This window comes from Enterobacter sp. R-25, assembly GCF_049913205.1.
Taxonomy (GTDB): Bacteria; Pseudomonadota; Gammaproteobacteria; order Enterobacterales; family Enterobacteriaceae; genus Enterobacter; species Enterobacter ludwigii.
Genome location: NZ_CP183982.1, coordinates 3,793,640 through 3,810,240, shown reverse-complemented (window position 1 = coordinate 3,810,240; position 16,601 = coordinate 3,793,640). Strand labels below are relative to the sequence as shown.

Here is a 16,601-nt window from a genome sequence, read left to right as displayed (position 1 = left end):
TGATGCAACCCCTTTTTCACATAAATCATTAACTTTGTATGTAAATTGAACGGCGTTGCGATATTTGGACTATTTTTTGCTCAGAATTTGCCAAAGGGCATGTGATTCCGTTTCTTTAGAACAGTGGGTTTGTTATCTTCATCACGCGGTAATGGGCAACTTTAAGACGAGATATAATGAAAGGACGTTGGGCGAAGTATCTAATGACAGGGGCAATGGTAGCCATTCTTGCGGCCTGCTCTTCTAAACCGACCGATCGCGGTCAACAGTATAAAGACGGGAAGCTATCCCAGCCTTTCTCTTTAGTTAATCAACCTGATGCCGTTGGCGCACCGATCAACGCCGGAGACTTTTCCGAGCAGGTTTACCAGATCCGCAACGCGTCGCCACGTCTGTATGGCTCACAGAGCAGCGTTTATAACGCGGTACAGGACTGGCTGCGCGCGGGCGGTGATACGCGCAATATGCGCCAGTTTGGTATCGACGCCTGGCAGATGGAAGGGGCGGATAACTATGGCAACGTCCAGTTTACCGGCTACTACACCCCGGTTATCCAGGCGCGACACACGCGTCAGGGCGAGTTCCAGTATCCCATTTACCGAATGCCGCCTAAACGCGGTCGTCTGCCGTCCCGCGCTGAGATCTACTCCGGTGCGCTGAGCGAAAACTACGTTCTGGCCTACAGCAACTCGCTGATGGACAACTTCATCATGGATGTTCAGGGCAGCGGCTATATCGACTTTGGCGATGGCTCCCCCCTGAACTTCTTCAGTTATTCCGGTAAAAACGGTCATGCCTATCGCAGCATTGGTAAAGTGCTGATCGACAGAGGCGAAGTGAAAAAAGAAGACATGTCGATGCAGGCGATCCGCGAGTGGGGTGAAAAACACAGCGAAGCCGAAGTGCGTGAGTTGCTGGAACAGAACCCGTCGTTTGTCTTCTTTAAACCGCAAAACTTTGCGCCAGTGAAAGGGGCGAGTGCCGTTCCACTGATTGGCCGCGCCTCGGTAGCTTCGGATCGTTCTATTATTCCTGCGGGCACCACGCTGCTGGCGGAAGTGCCTCTGCTGGATAACAACGGCAAATTTAACGGTCAGTACGAGCTACGTCTGATGGTCGCGCTGGATGTCGGCGGTGCGATTAAAGGTCAGCACTTCGATATTTATCAGGGCATTGGCCCGGATGCGGGGCACCGTGCAGGCTGGTATAACCACTATGGGCGCGTATGGGTGCTCAAGGCAGCCCCTGGCAGCGGTAACGTATTCAGCGGCTGATTGTGGTATTCTGAGTCGTACTGAATTAACAGAGAAGGGTGAGGAATAACCTCACCCTTTTGACATCTGAGGTTTTATGTCTGTAGTAATCAGCGATGCCTGGCGTCAGCGTTTTGGCGGCACGGCACGTCTATATGGTGAAAAAGCCCTGCAGCTGTTTGCGGATGCGCATGTCTGCGTCGTGGGGATTGGCGGTGTTGGCTCCTGGGCGGCGGAAGCGCTGGCGAGAACCGGCATTGGCGCGATCACGCTGATTGATATGGATGACGTTTGCGTCACCAACACCAACCGTCAAATCCATGCCCTGCGCGATAACGTCGGGCTGGCGAAATCTGAGGTGATGGCGGAGCGTATTCGCCTGATTAACCCGGAATGCCGCGTGACGGTGATTGATGACTTTGTGACGGCAGATAACGTCGCCGAATACATGAGTAAAGGATACAGCTATGTCATCGACGCTATCGACAGCGTGCGTCCAAAAGCGGCGTTGATTGCCTACTGTCGGCGTTACAAGGTTCCTCTGGTTACCACCGGGGGGGCTGGCGGGCAAATCGATCCCACGCAGATTCAGGTGGCCGATTTGGCAAAGACGATTCAGGACCCGCTGGCGGCCAAGCTGCGCGAGCGCTTAAAAAGCGATTTTAACGTCGTGAAAAACAGCAAAGGCAAGCTGGGCGTTGACTGTGTCTTTTCGACGGAAGCCCTGGTCTACCCGCAGGCTGACGGTTCGGTGTGTGCGATGAAAAGCACGGCGGAAGGGCCAAAAAGGATGGATTGCGCCTCAGGCTTTGGTGCGGCCACCATGGTGACCGCCTCTTTCGCCTTTGTAGCCGTCTCTCACGCCCTGAAGAAAATGATGGCGAAGGCGGAACGTCAGGCCTGAGCCTGACGCGCGGCATCCTGTACTGCCTCACTGAGCGCGATCAGGCCCTGACCGCGCGAGGCGCTGAGCTGCGCCCGTAGCCCCAGTTCATCGAACAATGCCAGCGGCGAGTGCGTCAGCAGCTCCGCTGCGCTTTTCCCTTCCACGGCGGTTAACAGTACCGCCAGCAGCCCGCGAACGATACGTCCTTCGCTGTCGCCAAAGAAATGCAGTTTTTCACCGGATACCGTGCATCCCAGCCAGACGCGGTTCTCGCAGCCGGAAATCTCTTTCGCCTGCGCTTTGCGTTCGTCTGACAGCGCCGGCAACTGCTTGCCGAGCAGGATCAGCTGGCGATATTTGTCTTCCCATTGCAACAGCGGGGCGAAAGTCTGTTTTAAGGTCTCTTCTGTGATGACCGTGCCAAACGGATGCTCGGCTAACGCTGAATTCGTCATTAATCCACCAGTATTTCAAGGGCGCGGTCAACGGCATCAACCAGCGCATCCACATCGCTTTGCGTATTATACGGCGCAAACGACGCACGCAGTGTACCGCTCACACCCAGCGCGGCCAGTAATGGCTGCGCGCAGTGCTGGCCGGCACGCAGGGCAATGCCATACCCGGCAAGCAACGTAACCATATCGCTATGATGAACGCCGGCAAAATCAAAGGCCAGCAGGCTTGAGTCCTGCACGCGGAACGATCGAAAACCCGGACGTTTCTGCAGCGCCTCTTCTGCAAGCGTCGCCAGACCCCGGCTCCAGCGTTCTGCCTGAGCGATATCCGTTTCAGCCAGCCATTCAAGCGCGGCACTTAGGCCGATGACGCCTGCGACGTTCGGCGTTCCGGCTTCCAGACGGTAAGGGACATCCTGAGTTTTAAAGCCCTCAAAGGTCACCTCGGTGATCATTTTGCCTCCCCCAAGCCACGGCGTCATTTGCGCCAGCAGGGCCGGTTTTCCGTACAGCACTCCGATCCCGGTTGGGCCGTACAGCTTATGTCCTGAGAAGGCATAAAAATCAATATCCAGCTTTTGTACATCAGCGGGGAAATGCACCACGCCCTGGGCACCGTCGACCATCACCACCATGTCGTTGGCGTGGGCCACGTCGATGGCCAGAGCCAGATCCGGGCAACCCCCTGTGACGTTCGACATTTGTCCGAGTGCCAGAATGCGGCTGCGGGGGGTAATGAACTCAGATAAGCGCGCTACGTCTGGCAGAAGATCTGCACCCAGCGGCAGTTTCACAATGCACGCGCCCGTTTGCTCAGCCACCATCAGCCACGGAACCAGGTTGGCGTGGTGTTCTGCCTCGCTGACAATAATTTCATCGCCGGGCTTTAGCCGCGGGCGCGCATAGCACTGGGCCACCATGTTAATGGCTTCAGTTGTGCCTCGCGTCCAGACGATATTTTTCCCGCTTTCGGCGTTGATCAGGCGTGCGACCTGATCGCGCGCGGCTTCATAGCGCGCGGTTAATCGCTGTGCTTCGGCAAACTGGCTACGGTGCACGTTCCCGGCGCTCAGGCTGTAGAACTGCTGCGTCGCCTCAATGACTGCCTGAGGCTTAAGGGCGGTGGCAGCGCTATCAAGGTAAATACCGGCATCGGCCAGCGCCGGGAACTGTGCGCGAAACTGCGCGGGACTGAAAGCGTTCATGGAATTCCTCATCTCAATAGTGAGATCGTCGCGCAATTTCATCGGCAGGGCAAGGAGGTTGATATCTATCAGATTTGTCTGCTAATCCTCACTTATCCTGGCGACTCTGAAAAAGCAGGTTATGCTAAATAAGGTTAGGTGAATGTTTAAGCCTGTTATAAATCGATGTTTGAATAGCATTAATTGCTAAAGGAGAATAAGCATGAAAAAGACAGCCGCCATTATCTCTGCCTGTGCGTTGACCTTTGCCCTGAGCGCCTGTTCCGGTAACAACTACGTAATGCATACTAACGATGGCCGTTCTATCGTCTCTGAAGGGAAACCGACAACCGATAACGACACCGGTATGATTTCGTATAAAGATGCGAACGGGAACAAGCAGCAGATTAATCGCACTGACGTGAAGGAAATGAAAGAAATCGAGCATTAATCGATCGCAGGCGAAAAAAAAGCACCGCAAATTGGCGGTGCTACATTAATCACTATGGACAGACAGGGTAAATGTACAGGAAGTGAAAAATTGGTAGCGTTGCTACCGTGGTCTGAATCGCAGACCAATTGCAAACACAACAACACAACATCACAACCGTAAGCCAAAAGCCCTTCAGAACACGCATTCCGAAAAAAGCTCTTCGTTCCGGCTCAGGAAGTGCCGCCACTATAGGTATTTGCTGGTAGTTCCTCAACGGACAAATTATAATGCCTCAGATAAAAAAAACTAATAGGTTAAACATTGTTTCCTGTTTGTTAAATCTCGTTAACATCTAAGCCAGATAACCATGTCGAAGCGATTGCCACCCCTAAATGCATTACGTGTTTTTGATGCAGCAGCACGTCACCTGAGTTTCACGCGCGCAGCCGATGAGCTTTTTGTGACACAGGCCGCAGTAAGTCACCAAATCAAGTCTCTGGAGGATTTCCTGGGCCTTAAGCTGTTCCGTCGGCGCAACCGTTCATTACTTTTGACCGAAGAGGGGCAGAGCTATTTTCAGGATATTAAAGAGATTTTTTCCCAGCTCACGGAAGCCACGCGCAAGCTGCAGGCCCGCAGTGCAAAAGGCGCGCTGACGGTAAGTTTATTACCCAGTTTTGCCATTCAGTGGCTGGTGCCAAGACTCACAAGCTTTAACTCAGCTTATCCGGGAATCGACGTTCGAATCCAGGCGGTGGACCGTCAGGAAGACAAGCTGGCCGATGATGTGGACGTCGCCATTTTTTATGGCCGCGGTAACTGGCCAGGCTTGCGTGTCGAAAAATTATACGCAGAATATCTGCTGCCGGTCTGTTCACCGCTGCTCTTAACGGGCGAAAAGGCGCTGAAGACCCCCGCTGACCTGGCGCGACATACGCTTTTACATGATGCTTCTCGCCGTGACTGGCAAACTTATACCCGTCAATTAGGTCTTAATCATATAAACGTGCAGCAGGGCCCCATTTTTAGCCACAGCGCAATGGTGTTACAGGCTGCCATTCACGGGCAAGGCGTGGCGTTGGCAAATAACGTCATGGCGCAGTCCGAAATTGAGGCAGGCCGTCTGGTTTGTCCATTTAATGATGTGCTGGTCAGCAAGAACGCGTTTTATCTGGTTTGTCATGACAGTCAGGCAGAACTGGGTAAAATAGCCGCTTTCCGACAGTGGATTCTGGCGAAAGCGGCGAGTGAGCAAGAAAAATTCCGCTTCAGGTATGAACAGTAACTTTTGTGTGCCGGGCACGCATCACTTTAGGATTTAAACATGACCAGCCGATTCATGCTGATTTTTGCCGCGGTGAGTGGCTTTATTTTTGTTGCACTGGGCGCCTTTGGCGCACATGTATTAAGCAAGTCGTTGGGGGCGGTAGAAATGGGCTGGATCCAGACCGGCCTTGAATACCAGGCATTCCACACGCTGGCGATTTTTGGGCTGGCGGTGGCAATGCAGCGCCGCATCAGCATCTGGTTTTACTGGAGCAGCGTATTCCTGGCGTTAGGCACCGTGTTGTTCAGCGGTAGTCTGTACTGCCTGGCGCTTTCGCATTTACGCCTGTGGGCGTTTGTTACACCTGTCGGCGGCGTCAGCTTCCTGGCAGGTTGGGTATTAATGTTTATCGGAGCCATCCGTCTGAAACGCAAGGGCGTTGTTCATGAATAAGGTTGTTTTATATTGTCGCCCAGGGTTTGAGAAAGAGTGCGCCGCGGAAATTACTGATAAAGCGGCGAAGCGCGAAGTCTTTGGCTTTGCACGCGTTAAAGAAAATGCCGGCTACGTCGTATTCGAGTGCTACCAGCCTGAGGATGCGGATAAACTCGCGCGTGAGCTGCCGTTCAGCTCACTGATCTTTGCTCGTCAGATGTTTGTCGCCGGTGAACTGCTAAAAGATCTTCCGCCGGAAGACCGCATCACGCCGGTTGTGGGTATGCTGCAGGGGGTCGTGGAAAAGGGTGGCGAGCTGCGTGTTGAAGTCGCGGATACCAACGAAAGCAAAGAGCTGATGAAGTTCTGCCGTAAGTTCACCGTACCGCTGCGCGCTGCACTGCGTGACGCTGGCGTGCTGACAAACTACGAAACGCCAAAACGTCCGGTGGTGCATATATTCTTTATCGCCCCTGGCTGCTGTTACACGGGTTACTCCTACACCAATAACAACTCTCCCTTCTTCATGGGCATTCCGCGTCTGAAATTCCCTTCAGATGCGCCAAGCCGTTCGACCCTGAAGCTGGAAGAGGCGTTCCACGTATTTATCCCGGCGGATGAGTGGGATGAGCGTCTGGCGAACGGCATGTACGCGGTCGATCTCGGCGCGTGTCCGGGCGGCTGGACCTATCAACTGGTGAAACGCAACATGTGGGTCTCTTCGGTTGATAACGGCCCGATGGCCCAAAGCCTGATGGATACCGGACAGGTCACCTGGCTGCGTGAAGATGGTTTCCGCTATCGTCCCACCCGCAACAACATCTCCTGGATGGTGTGCGATATGGTTGAGAAGCCGGCAAAAGTGGCCGCGCTGATGGCCTCCTGGCTGGTGAACGGCTGGTGCCGTGAGACTATCTTTAACCTCAAGCTGCCGATGAAAAAGCGCTATGAGGAAGTCTCGCAAAACCTGGCCTATATCCAGGCGCAAATGGATGAGCACGGCATTAACGTGGAGATTCAGGCGCGCCAGCTGTATCACGACCGCGAAGAAGTGACGGTGCACATTCGTCGCTGGTGGGCTGCTGTCGGTGGACGTCGCGACGAGCGATAATACGCGTTACATTGCCCGGTGGCGTTTTGCTTGCCGGGCGATTCATCTGAAAACGATTTAACGTTCTAAGCGCAACTGCTGCAAGTTCCCGTCCAGCTGTAAATCCGTCTGTAACGTCGCCACATCCCGGCAGATAAAGGCCATCTCTTTATGCGCCTCCAGCTTCTTGCGCCATTTTTCCGGGACCTCGTCCAGCCTGGCGTAAATCCCTTCCAGACTCTGAAAATCCGTCAGCAGTTGGGCGGCACTCTTCGGCCCGATGCCTGCCACTCCCGGAACCTTCGAGCTGCTTATTCCGGCCAGTCCCCAGTAGTCAGGAAGTTGTTCCGGCGAGACGCCAAACTCACTGGCGATAAAAGGGGCATCAAGCCAGCGCTTCTGGAAGTAATCGCGGATGCGGACGGTGGGTGAAAGCAGCTGGCAGTAGCCTTTATCGGTTGAGACGATGGTGGCCTGATGTCCGGCGCTCGCGACCTTGACGGCTAACGTGGCGGCCAGATCATCGGCTTCATTGCCATGGGCTCCCCAGCAGGGAACGCCGCGCTGTTCAAAGGCGGCGCGAATGGCCGGCATTTCGGCATGCAGATCGTCAGGCATTGGTGCGCGCCCGGCCTTATAGTCGGGAAGGCGCTGGTGTCGCCAGCCGCTGTTACGCGCTTCGTCATCAAAAACGGCAACCACATGGGTCGGTTCGCTATGGCGGATAAGTTGCTCCAGCGCGTGCAGACACGTGTCCTTACAGGGCGTACCTTGCACCGCATGGATCCGGCGAATGAGGTTGAGCGCATCGACGATAAGCAAATGAACAGCCACAGATAATCTCCCTTCTGTTTAATGGGGGAAGGGTAACATTGTCAGCGGTGGGAAACTATGTGCGGTGGGGAAAACAGGAAGAAGCCTCGCAAAACGAGGCTTCCTGAAAGGCTTAATCGCAGGTCACGATCTTCATCGCCAGGCCGCCGCGAGATGTTTCGCGGTATTTGGCGTTCATATCTTTACCTGTTTCGTACATGGTTTCGATAACTTTATCGAGGCAAACGCGCGGTTCACTGGTACGACGCAGCGCCATACGTGCGGCGTTGACCGCCTTCACGGAGGCGATGGCGTTACGCTCGATGCAAGGCACCTGTACCTGTCCGGCAACCGGGTCGCAGGTCAGTCCCAGGTTATGTTCCATGCCGATTTCAGCCGCAATACAGACCTGTGTCGGGCTTGCGCCCAGCAGTTCTGCCAGACCCGCCGCAGCCATGGAGCAGGCGACGCCAACTTCACCCTGACAGCCTACTTCTGCACCGGAAATGGAGGCGTTCATCTTGTACAGTGAACCAATCGCACTGGCGACCAGCAGGTAGCGTGCCAGCGAGTTCGCGTTCACTTCGCGGATAAACTTGTCGTAGTACGCCAGTACCGCCGGAACGATACCGCAGGCGCCGTTAGTCGGTGCTGTCACCACGCGGCCACCCGCAGCGTTCTCTTCGTTTACCGCCAGCGCGAACATATTGATCCAGTCAACGACCGCCATAGGGTCCGTGGTCGTTTTGTCGGTGCTCACGAGCATCCGACGCAGCGCTGCCGCACGGCGTGGTACGCGAAGCTTACCGGGCAGAACACCTTCGGTAGTGATCCCGCGTTCGATACCGCCGCGCATGACTTCCCAGACGTTGGTGAAGTGCTGCTCCAGTTCCGCTTTGCTGTGCAGGGCCAGCTCGTTTTTCATCATCAGGCCGGAAAGAGAGAGACCCGTTTCCTGGCAGTGACGCTGAAGATCCGCCGCGGTTTTGTACGGATAAGGCACGTCAACGGAGGATGTGCTGGTTTCACCAAAGTGGTCTTCGTCGACGATAAACCCGCCGCCGATAGAGTAGTAAGTCTGGCTGTATACCGCTTTGTCGCCTGCCAGTGCGGTAATACGCATTCCGTTTTCGTGCAGTGACAGGTTGTCTGCATGGAAATTCATGCAATGATCAACCGGGAATTCCACTTCATGTTCGCCATTTGCCAGCAGCAGGCGACCGTGGGTATTGACGTCCTGGATGAAACCAGGAATCGCATCAATATCAACGGTATCCGGCAGGTTTCCTGCCAGGCCCATGATAATGGCGATATCGGTATGGTGGCCCTTACCTGTCAGGGAGAGAGAGCCGTACACATCGACAACCACGCGGGTTACGTCGTGCAAAATGCCGCGCGCAATCAAGTCATCCGTGAACTGCTTACCGGCTTTCATTGGTCCGACGGTGTGAGAGCTGGAAGGACCAATACCGATTTTGAAAATATCGAATACGCTAATCATGATGCGTCCATTGCTTTCAGTCAGAGGGGGAGGAGTGCGCCGTCCTGAGACGGCGCGGGTGATAATCAGAACATGGTGTACAGGGAGTAGAAGATTGCGGAGATAGCGATAAGCCCCATGATAACCACGAAGATATTGCTAATCTGACCGCTGTACTTGCGCATGGCAGGTACTTTCTGAATCGCGTACATCGGCATCAGGAACAGAATCATCGCGATAACCGGGCCGCCCAGGGTTTCAATCATGCCCAGGATGCTTGGGTTCAGCGTGGCAACTGCCCAGGTGGTGACCAGCATGAACAGCGCGGTCATCTTGTTCAGTTTGTTGACTTCAATGCTCTTGCCTTTACCGCGCAGAGATTTAATCACCATACCGTTGAAGCCTTCACGTGCGCCCAGGTAGTGGCCGAGGAAGGATTTGGTAATGGCGATGATCGCGATGATAGGTGCCATCCACGCGATGACCGGTGCGTTAAAGTGGTTCGCCAGGTAAGACAGAATGGTGATGTTCTGCTCTTTCGCTGCTGCCAGATCCGCCGGGGAGAGGCTCAGTACGCAGCTGAAGACGAAGAACATAACGGTCAGCACCATCATGATGTGTGCACGCGCCAGGATGCTGGAGCATTTCTTCTCTGCACCGTCGCCGTACTCTTCACGCTTCGCCACGGCGAAGGAGGAGATGATCGGTGAGTGGTTAAAGGAGAATACCATCACCGGGATAGCCAGCCACAGGGTCATCAGCAGGCCGTTACCGGTTGCAGATGCGCTGCTCAGGGAGAGCGTTTCCAGCGCGGCACCGTGCCACTGTGGAATCAGATACAGCGCCAGTACCATCAGTGCAGCCACAAACGGGAACACCAGGATGCTCATCGCTTTCACGATCATCTGCTCACCGAAACGGACAATGGTCATCATGCCCACAATCAGGATCAGAGACAGAATGGCACGCGGTGGTGGCGTCATGTGCAGCTGGTGCAGCATGAAGCTTTCAACGGTGTTAGTGATTGCAACGCTGTAAACCAGCAAAATAGGGTAAATCGCGAAGAAGTAGAGCAGGGTAATCAGTTTACCTGCGCCCACGCCGAAATGTTCTTCAACGACTTCAGTAATGTCTTCGCCAGGATTTTTACCGGACAGCACGAAGCGGGTCAGGCCGCGGTGCGCAAAGTAGGTCATCGGGAAGGCAATGATAGCCATGATGATCAGCGGAATCAGACCGCCGACGCCTGCGTTAATAGGAAGGAACAATACACCAGCGCCGATAGCTGTGCCGTAAAGGCCAAGCATCCACATGGTATCTGATTTGCGCCAACCACTTCGGGATTCAATCGAAGCAACGGTGCTGGTTTGAGTGGTTTCCATCTGTATCTCCTGGAGGAAGCAAATTGTCAGGTTTGTAGTCAAATCCGATGAAAAAGTGCCTGACGGTAATATGAAATTCGTTCAGTGACGGTTTTTTAATAATTTTCGCCCGTAACTATTGGCGGGCGGAAAGATACATTCTCGTTATGAATCTATCAGTGATCCCGATCCCAATTGCAATAATCCACTTTTGATGTGGGCATCTTTAGACCATTTATCTATTAAAAAAACATCGAATAGGATTTACGGGCGCGAAGGCTACCATCAACAACATGTGAGCTAAAAGAGCACCCGCGAAGATAGGTGTCTTACGCTGTAAAGAAATGGGTTTTTAGGATTTTCTGGCAGGTAATTTAGTTTAAGGCTGATAATTTACGGTTGTAAAAACGAGGTAATCGTTTGCGTGGCATCGGAGTTTGTAAAAGGTATAAGCAATATCTATGAGTTGTTTCGGTAATAAAAAAGCCGGGCCCCACAGCATCGTGGCCCGGCTTTTATCAGGAGAGTGAAAATGTTACGTGCAGATTTCGTAGCAAGGAATGTACGCCGACCCGGGTAGCTTCATGCGGTGCTGGGCAACAAAGCCCTGCAGCATGTCATCCATGCGGCGCATCATTTCGCGATCGCCATGGATCTTATACGGACCATACTTCTCGATAGCACGGATACCCATCTCTTTCACGTTACCCGCCACGATGCCGGAGAAGGCGCGTCGCAGGTCGGCAGCCAGGACTTCTACCGGCTGGTCCGGGTACAGTTTCAGGTTGGCCATGTTTTCGTGCGAGGGTTCGAAGGGGATCTGCAGGTCCGGCGCGATGCGGATTGACCAGTTAAAGCTGTAGGCATCTCCGGTGTCGCGACGGTTCTCTTTAACCAGCGGCATCGCTTTTTTCATCTGACGCGCCACTTCTGCCGCATCGTCAATGATGATGCGATAGTGACGACGCGCGGTTTCCCCCAGCGTATGCACGATAAACTCGTCCAGTACGCGGAAGTAGTCAGCGCTCTCTTTCGGCCCGGTCAGGATCAACGGCAGAACCTGATCTTTGTTAGCCGGGTTCATCAGAATACCCAGCAGGTAGAGCAGCTCTTCTGCGGTTCCCACGCCGCCCGGGAAGATGATTATCCCGTGAGCGATACGGACAAACGCCTCAAGGCGCTTCTCGATATCCGGCATAATAATCAGTTCGTTAACCAGCGGGTTAGGTGGCTCAGCGGCGATGATCGACGGCTCGGTCATGCCGATAAAGCGCCCTTCTTTGTAACGCTGCTGAGCGTGTCCCACTGCCGCGCCTTTCATAGGCGCTTCCATCGCCCCGGGACCACAGCCGGTACAGATATTCAGCTCACGCAGGCCGAGCTGGTTTCCTACCCGACGGGCATAGAGATATTCGGTTTCGTTAATCGAGTGACCACCCCAGCAGACGACCATATTAGGGGCTTCGCCCACGTGCAGGGCGCGGGCGTTACGTAAAATGGAGAACACCAGATTGGTGATATGTACCGAGCTTTCCAGGTCGAGATGCTGGAAGCGCCCTGCGTTGTGGATCTGCCCGTTAACAAACAGGATGTCACGCAGCACGGCAAACAGGTTGGCCTGAAGGGAGCGAATGATGCGCCCGTCCACAAAGGCCTCTTCCGGCGGGTTGATCACTTCAAGTTTCACGCCACGCTCGCGGCGCAGCACGTTGATATCAAAGCTTTCGAAGCGGGACAGCAGCTCTTTACTGTTGTCGGTCAGGCTTCCGGAGTTCAGTACGGCAAGTGAACAGTTACGAAACAATTGATAAAGATCGCTGCTGGCCGTGCGTTTAAGCATGTCCACTTCCAGCTGCGACAACATATCCATTGAGCCAAGAGGGCTAATATGTGTAATCAAGTGAGCTCCTTACGGGACGATTATCGTCTTTCCCTGTCGATTACAATAGCCCTGGCTTACGACGTTTCACAACCTAAAGCGCGGAATAGACCGCGCATATTGCGAAAATATTTAGGTTACTGGCGTACAAGACGGCCGGTGGCAGGCACAAAGTCCGTGTTGGTGCGCCATGGATTGATATCCAGACCACCACGGCGGGTGTAGCGCGCATAAACGCTTAACGTTTCGGGATGACAGAAACGCTGAATATCATTAAAGATGCGCTCCACGCACTGCTCGTGGAATTCGTTGTGATGGCGGAACGACACCAGGTAGCGCAGCAGTTTTTCCCGGTCAATCTTCGGACCGCGATACTGGATCTGCACGGAGCCCCAGTCCGGCTGATGGGTGATCAGGCAGTTGGATTTCAGTAAATGACTTACCAGCGTCTCTTCAACGGTCTTTCCGCTTGCCGCATTTTCGAGGTAATCGGTACTGAATTCGTAATTATCCACTGCGATATCCTGATCGTCGATGCAGGTGCCGTTGAAGTGGGCAACCGGCTGCCCTTCCAGCTCATTCAGACGATAGAGTGACACGCTCACCTTGCCCTGTGCGCAGGCGCTTAAATCCCGCTCCAGGGTATGCTGAACCTCTTCCTGACTGTCGAATTTGGTCTGGTTAAAGCTGTTGAGATAGAGCTTAAAGCTTTTGGATTCCACCAGGTTCTGGCTGGCATAATCCAGTTCAACATGGCCCACAGCAACCTGCGGCAGACCGCGGGCGTTGAGCCAGGAAAGCTCGTACAGCGTCCAGATATCACCGCCAACAAACGGCAGCGCGTCAGCGCGCAGGCCCAGAGGATCGCGATTCAGACTGCGCGGTACGCCCTGCAGCAGGCTTGCATCGTAGGTGTCGCGGTAATCGGTCGATTTACCCAGCGTTAAGCCCGTTAACGCCTGATGATTTTCGTAAGACATGTTTCATAGCCACTTTACAGGTACACTTATGGGCTGAGTTTATCCTGTCTTACAAGAAGAGAGAAATCGGTGGACATCGAAACTGCAAATGCCCTCACTGCCTTCACGACCCGCTATTGCGATGCATGGCATGAAACGCACGGCACATGGCCGCAAAGCACTGACTTATATGGTGTACCTTCGCCGTGTATTATCTCTTCTCCGGATGATTACGTTATCTGGCAACCGCAACCCCCGACGGGTGAGCAAAATGTAAATGCGGTTGAACGGGCAATGGACATTGTGGTACAACCAGCGGTTCACGCGTTTTATACCACGCAATTTGCAGGGGATATGCCTGCGCGATTTGCTGGTATCACGCTGACGCTGTTGCAGACCTGGAGTGAAGACGATCTGCAGCGTGTTCAGGAAAACCTGATTGGTCATCTGGTCACGCAAAAACGCCTTAAGCTTTCTCCGACGCTCTTTATTGCCACGCTGGCCAGTGAACTGGACGTTATCTCTGTCTGCAACCTGTCTGGTGAAGTGGTTAAAGAGACCATCGGTACCCGCAATCGCGAGACTCTCGCCCCCTCACTTGCGGAATTCCTCACCCGACTTGAGCCACTTCTGTAATCCACGATGCTATCGCGCGTGTGAGAGATCTCTTACAGAGTTGTGAGAGATCGCTGGATCATTCAGTATTGCCTTATTTAATTAAGATTAACATTACTCTATTTTTCAATATGTTAATGAGGTATCGCCGCGTCCAGGGGGGCACGGGACGGCTTACAGCGCTGCCAGCATGGGTTGTAAGACGAAGCAGAATAGCGGATTCTAGTTGTGTCGACAGGACGCCGACACGAGAAACGAACATCAGGATGATGGCGTTTCTCACCAGGAACACGTCAGGATGACGCTGCAGGAAGGCTTCAGGATGAAGCAAAAGGATCGCGCAGGATGCGTAAGGGACACCTCCAGGAAGGGAGAATGAGAGCCGGTCAGGATGGTCGGTGGGTCAGGATGGCCAGGACGTTTCAGGATGAAACAAACACATCAGGACGATGTGAGCAGGATGCGCAAGGTGAAGGATGACCAGGCCTTCGGGCTTCAGGAAAAGTTGTCACGGATGAGCAGGGAGCACGAATTGTAGCTGGATTGCTGCGGAACGAACCGGGAGCACTGTTTTTACAGTGCTCCCTTTTTTTATTTCTGTCTCCTGCAATGCTATGCTGCGCGCCGTTCACTTTTTCAGTTGAGGTTACTATGACGCAACACGATAGCGTTCGTGCCCGGTTGCACGCCATCGAGGCATTATTGCGCCAACATCAGCTGTGGCAGGAGACCGCGCCGCAGCCAGAAGCCTTCGCAAGCACTCAGCCGTTCTGTCTGGATACGCTGGCGCCGTTCGAATGGCTCCAGTGGGTATTAATTCCGCGTATGCACGCGCTGCTCGACGGTGGCCACCCGCTGCCGCAGGCGTTCGCTGTTGCGCCTTATTATGAAATGGCGCTGGACGCGACCCACCCTGCGCGCGATGTCATGCTGATTGAGCTGGAAAAGCTGGATGCCGTGTTTGCCGGTGAAGATGCATGACGCTTGAGATCCTCTATCAGGATGAGTGGCTGGTCGCGGTAAACAAACCGTCTGGCTGGCTGGTGCACCGAAGCTGGCTGGACCGCGATGAAAAAGTGGTGGTGATGCAAACCGTGCGCGACCAGATTGGTCAGCACGTCTTTACGGCTCATCGTCTCGACAGGCCAACCTCCGGTGTGTTGCTGATGGGGCTTTCCAGCGAAGCGGGCCGCCTGCTGTCGCAGCAGTTCGAACAGCACCAGATCCAGAAACGCTACCACGCGATCGTTCGTGGCTGGCTGACGGAGAGCGCTACGCTCGATTATCCGCTGGTGGAAGAGCTGGACAAAATTGCCGATAAATTTGCCCGCGATGACAAAGGCCCGCAGCCCGCCGTGACGGATTACCGCGGCATGGCCACCACGGAAATGCCGGTGGCAACCAGCAAGTTTCCGACCACCCGCTACAGCCTGGTTGAGCTGTTGCCCAAAACCGGGCGCAAACACCAGCTCCGCCGTCACCTGAAACATCTGCGTCATCCGATTATCGGTGACAGCAAGCACGGCGATTTGCGCCAGAACCGCAGTGCTGCCGAACATTTTGGCTGCGACCGCCTGATGCTGCATGCCAGTGAACTGAGCCTGACGCACCCGTTTACCGGCGAACCGCTGACTCTCCATGCGGGGCTGGACAACGTCTGGATGCAGGCGCTGTCACAGTTTGGCTGGCTGGGGCAACTCCCCGAAAATGAAAGGGTTGAGTTTGTATCGGGCAACGTTCAGGATGAACAGCAAGCGCAATAATCAAGGAAATACATCATGGCTGAAGTGGGCATTTTTGTCGGCACAATGTACGGCAACTCGCTGCTGGTAGCAGAAGAGGCTGAGGCGATACTCGCAGGTCAGGGCCATAAAACCACGGTCTATGAAGACCCGGAACTGGCAGACTGGGAAAAGTACAAAGATAAATACATTCTGGTGGTTACCTCCACTACCGGGCAGGGCGATCTGCCGGACAGCATCGTGCCGCTTTTCCAGGCAATCAAGGATCAGCTTGGCTATCAGCCGGATGTTCACTACGGCATCATTGCTCTGGGCGACAGTTCTTACGCCAATTTCTGCGGCGGTGGTAAGCAGTTCGATGCGCTTTTGCAGGAACAGAGCGCGCAACGCGTCGGTGAAATGCTGCTGATTGATGCAGGTGAACACCCTGAGCCAGAGAGTGAATCGAACCCGTGGGTTGAACACTGGGCAACGCTGCTTAAATAACCCTCTGGCCGGGCAGCCCTTCGCATACCCGGGCCCACGTGGCGCGAGCGCAAACACAAAACGGTAACGTCGGTTACCGTTTTGCTTTTCTCCCGCCTTCCGGCGAATTCCGTGAACTACCTTCCACTGCTTTGGGCTTATGCCCCAAACAACTTCTCATTGACCCCTCAATGTTGTGTTCATGCACGGTGAGGGACAGAGGCACTTCTCCCTATACTTTTCCGGTCAGTCATCAAAAAGGCAGTGCGCACTATAAAACGGCA

17 protein-coding genes are annotated in these 16,601 nt (G+C 54.2%); 10 read left to right on the top strand and 7 right to left on the bottom strand.

Going from position 1 to position 16,601, the window contains the following annotated elements:
• The first annotated feature begins 176 nt into the window (after window positions 1–176).
• Complete coding sequence (mltA, locus tag ACN9MQ_RS18115) at window positions 177–1,274, top strand: murein transglycosylase A (RefSeq protein ID WP_025203349.1); 1,098 nt, start codon at window positions 177–179, stop codon at window positions 1,272–1,274.
• A 76-nt stretch (window positions 1,275–1,350) separates the two neighbouring features.
• Window positions 1,351–2,157 (top strand): tRNA cyclic N6-threonylcarbamoyladenosine(37) synthase TcdA, encoded by an 807-nt coding sequence (tcdA, locus tag ACN9MQ_RS18110; RefSeq protein WP_426021169.1) that lies wholly within the window; start codon window positions 1,351–1,353, stop codon window positions 2,155–2,157.
• Here the strand turns inward: tcdA and csdE are convergent.
• The gene (gene csdE, locus ACN9MQ_RS18105; protein ID WP_426021170.1) at window positions 2,148–2,594 is read right to left on the bottom strand and encodes a cysteine desulfurase sulfur acceptor subunit CsdE; all 447 of its coding nucleotides are present in this window, start codon (window positions 2,592–2,594) and stop codon (window positions 2,148–2,150) included. The genes tcdA and csdE overlap by 10 nt on opposite strands.
• Entirely contained in the window at window positions 2,594–3,799 is a 1,206-nt protein-coding gene (gene csdA, locus ACN9MQ_RS18100; protein WP_063934232.1) for a cysteine desulfurase CsdA, read from the bottom strand. The genes csdE and csdA overlap by 1 nt, the downstream gene beginning before the upstream one ends.
• Window positions 3,800–4,001: 202 nt before the next feature.
• On the opposite strand from csdA, the gene ACN9MQ_RS18095 reads away from it, so the two are divergent.
• The 4 genes from ACN9MQ_RS18095 to rlmM all read left to right on the top strand — a co-directional run bounded on the left by ACN9MQ_RS18095 (window position 4,002) and on the right by rlmM (window position 7,024).
• On the top strand, window positions 4,002–4,229 hold the full coding sequence (locus ACN9MQ_RS18095; RefSeq protein WP_003862759.1) for a YgdI/YgdR family lipoprotein: 228 nt from the start codon (window positions 4,002–4,004) through the stop codon (window positions 4,227–4,229).
• Between the two features lie 349 nt (window positions 4,230–4,578).
• Window positions 4,579–5,496 (top strand): glycine cleavage system transcriptional regulator GcvA, encoded by a 918-nt coding sequence (gene gcvA, locus ACN9MQ_RS18090; RefSeq protein ID WP_014171433.1) that lies wholly within the window; start codon window positions 4,579–4,581, stop codon window positions 5,494–5,496.
• 39 nt (window positions 5,497–5,535) lie between these two features.
• Window positions 5,536–5,931 (top strand): DUF423 domain-containing protein, encoded by a 396-nt coding sequence (locus ACN9MQ_RS18085; protein ID WP_008499646.1) that lies wholly within the window; start codon window positions 5,536–5,538, stop codon window positions 5,929–5,931.
• Complete coding sequence (gene rlmM, locus ACN9MQ_RS18080; protein ID WP_020883791.1) at window positions 5,924–7,024, top strand: 23S rRNA (cytidine(2498)-2'-O)-methyltransferase RlmM; 1,101 nt, start codon at window positions 5,924–5,926, stop codon at window positions 7,022–7,024. The genes ACN9MQ_RS18085 and rlmM overlap by 8 nt, the downstream gene beginning before the upstream one ends.
• Before the next feature lie 57 nt (window positions 7,025–7,081).
• Here rlmM and xni read toward each other — a convergent pair whose 3' ends face one another.
• The 5 genes from xni to queF all read right to left on the bottom strand — a co-directional run bounded on the left by xni (window position 7,082) and on the right by queF (window position 13,516).
• Window positions 7,082–7,837 carry a flap endonuclease Xni gene (gene xni, locus ACN9MQ_RS18075; protein WP_014171431.1) on the bottom strand — a complete coding sequence of 252 codons (756 nt, stop codon included), beginning with the start codon at window positions 7,835–7,837 and terminating at the stop codon, window positions 7,082–7,084.
• Window positions 7,838–7,949: 112 nt separating this feature from the next.
• On the bottom strand, window positions 7,950–9,317 hold the full coding sequence (locus tag ACN9MQ_RS18070; protein ID WP_032680378.1) for an L-serine ammonia-lyase: 1,368 nt from the start codon (window positions 9,315–9,317) through the stop codon (window positions 7,950–7,952).
• Between the two features lie 65 nt (window positions 9,318–9,382).
• A complete protein-coding gene (locus tag ACN9MQ_RS18065) occupies window positions 9,383–10,678 on the bottom strand; it encodes an HAAAP family serine/threonine permease (RefSeq protein WP_020883794.1) in 1,296 nt (431 codons plus the stop codon).
• Between the two features lie 514 nt (window positions 10,679–11,192).
• Complete coding sequence (gene ppnN, locus ACN9MQ_RS18060) at window positions 11,193–12,557, bottom strand: nucleotide 5'-monophosphate nucleosidase PpnN (protein WP_014171428.1); 1,365 nt, start codon at window positions 12,555–12,557, stop codon at window positions 11,193–11,195.
• 116 nt (window positions 12,558–12,673) lie between these two features.
• Complete coding sequence (gene queF / locus ACN9MQ_RS18055) at window positions 12,674–13,516, bottom strand: NADPH-dependent 7-cyano-7-deazaguanine reductase QueF (RefSeq protein WP_020883795.1); 843 nt, start codon at window positions 13,514–13,516, stop codon at window positions 12,674–12,676.
• 69 nt (window positions 13,517–13,585) lie between these two features.
• On the opposite strand from queF, the gene syd reads away from it, so the two are divergent.
• The 4 genes from syd (at window position 13,586) to ACN9MQ_RS18035 (ending at window position 16,338) form a co-directional block, all read left to right on the top strand.
• The gene (syd, locus tag ACN9MQ_RS18050; protein ID WP_426262663.1) at window positions 13,586–14,131 is read left to right on the top strand and encodes a SecY-interacting protein; all 546 of its coding nucleotides are present in this window, start codon (window positions 13,586–13,588) and stop codon (window positions 14,129–14,131) included.
• 630 nt (window positions 14,132–14,761) lie between these two features.
• The gene (locus ACN9MQ_RS18045) at window positions 14,762–15,091 is read left to right on the top strand and encodes a YqcC family protein (protein WP_032678877.1); all 330 of its coding nucleotides are present in this window, start codon (window positions 14,762–14,764) and stop codon (window positions 15,089–15,091) included.
• Complete coding sequence (gene truC, locus ACN9MQ_RS18040) at window positions 15,088–15,873, top strand: tRNA pseudouridine(65) synthase TruC (RefSeq protein ID WP_014171422.1); 786 nt, start codon at window positions 15,088–15,090, stop codon at window positions 15,871–15,873. The genes ACN9MQ_RS18045 and truC overlap by 4 nt, the downstream gene beginning before the upstream one ends.
• Before the next feature lie 15 nt (window positions 15,874–15,888).
• Window positions 15,889–16,338 carry a flavodoxin gene (locus ACN9MQ_RS18035; protein WP_426021173.1) on the top strand — a complete coding sequence of 150 codons (450 nt, stop codon included), beginning with the start codon at window positions 15,889–15,891 and terminating at the stop codon, window positions 16,336–16,338.
• Window positions 16,339–16,601: the final 263 nt, after the last annotated feature.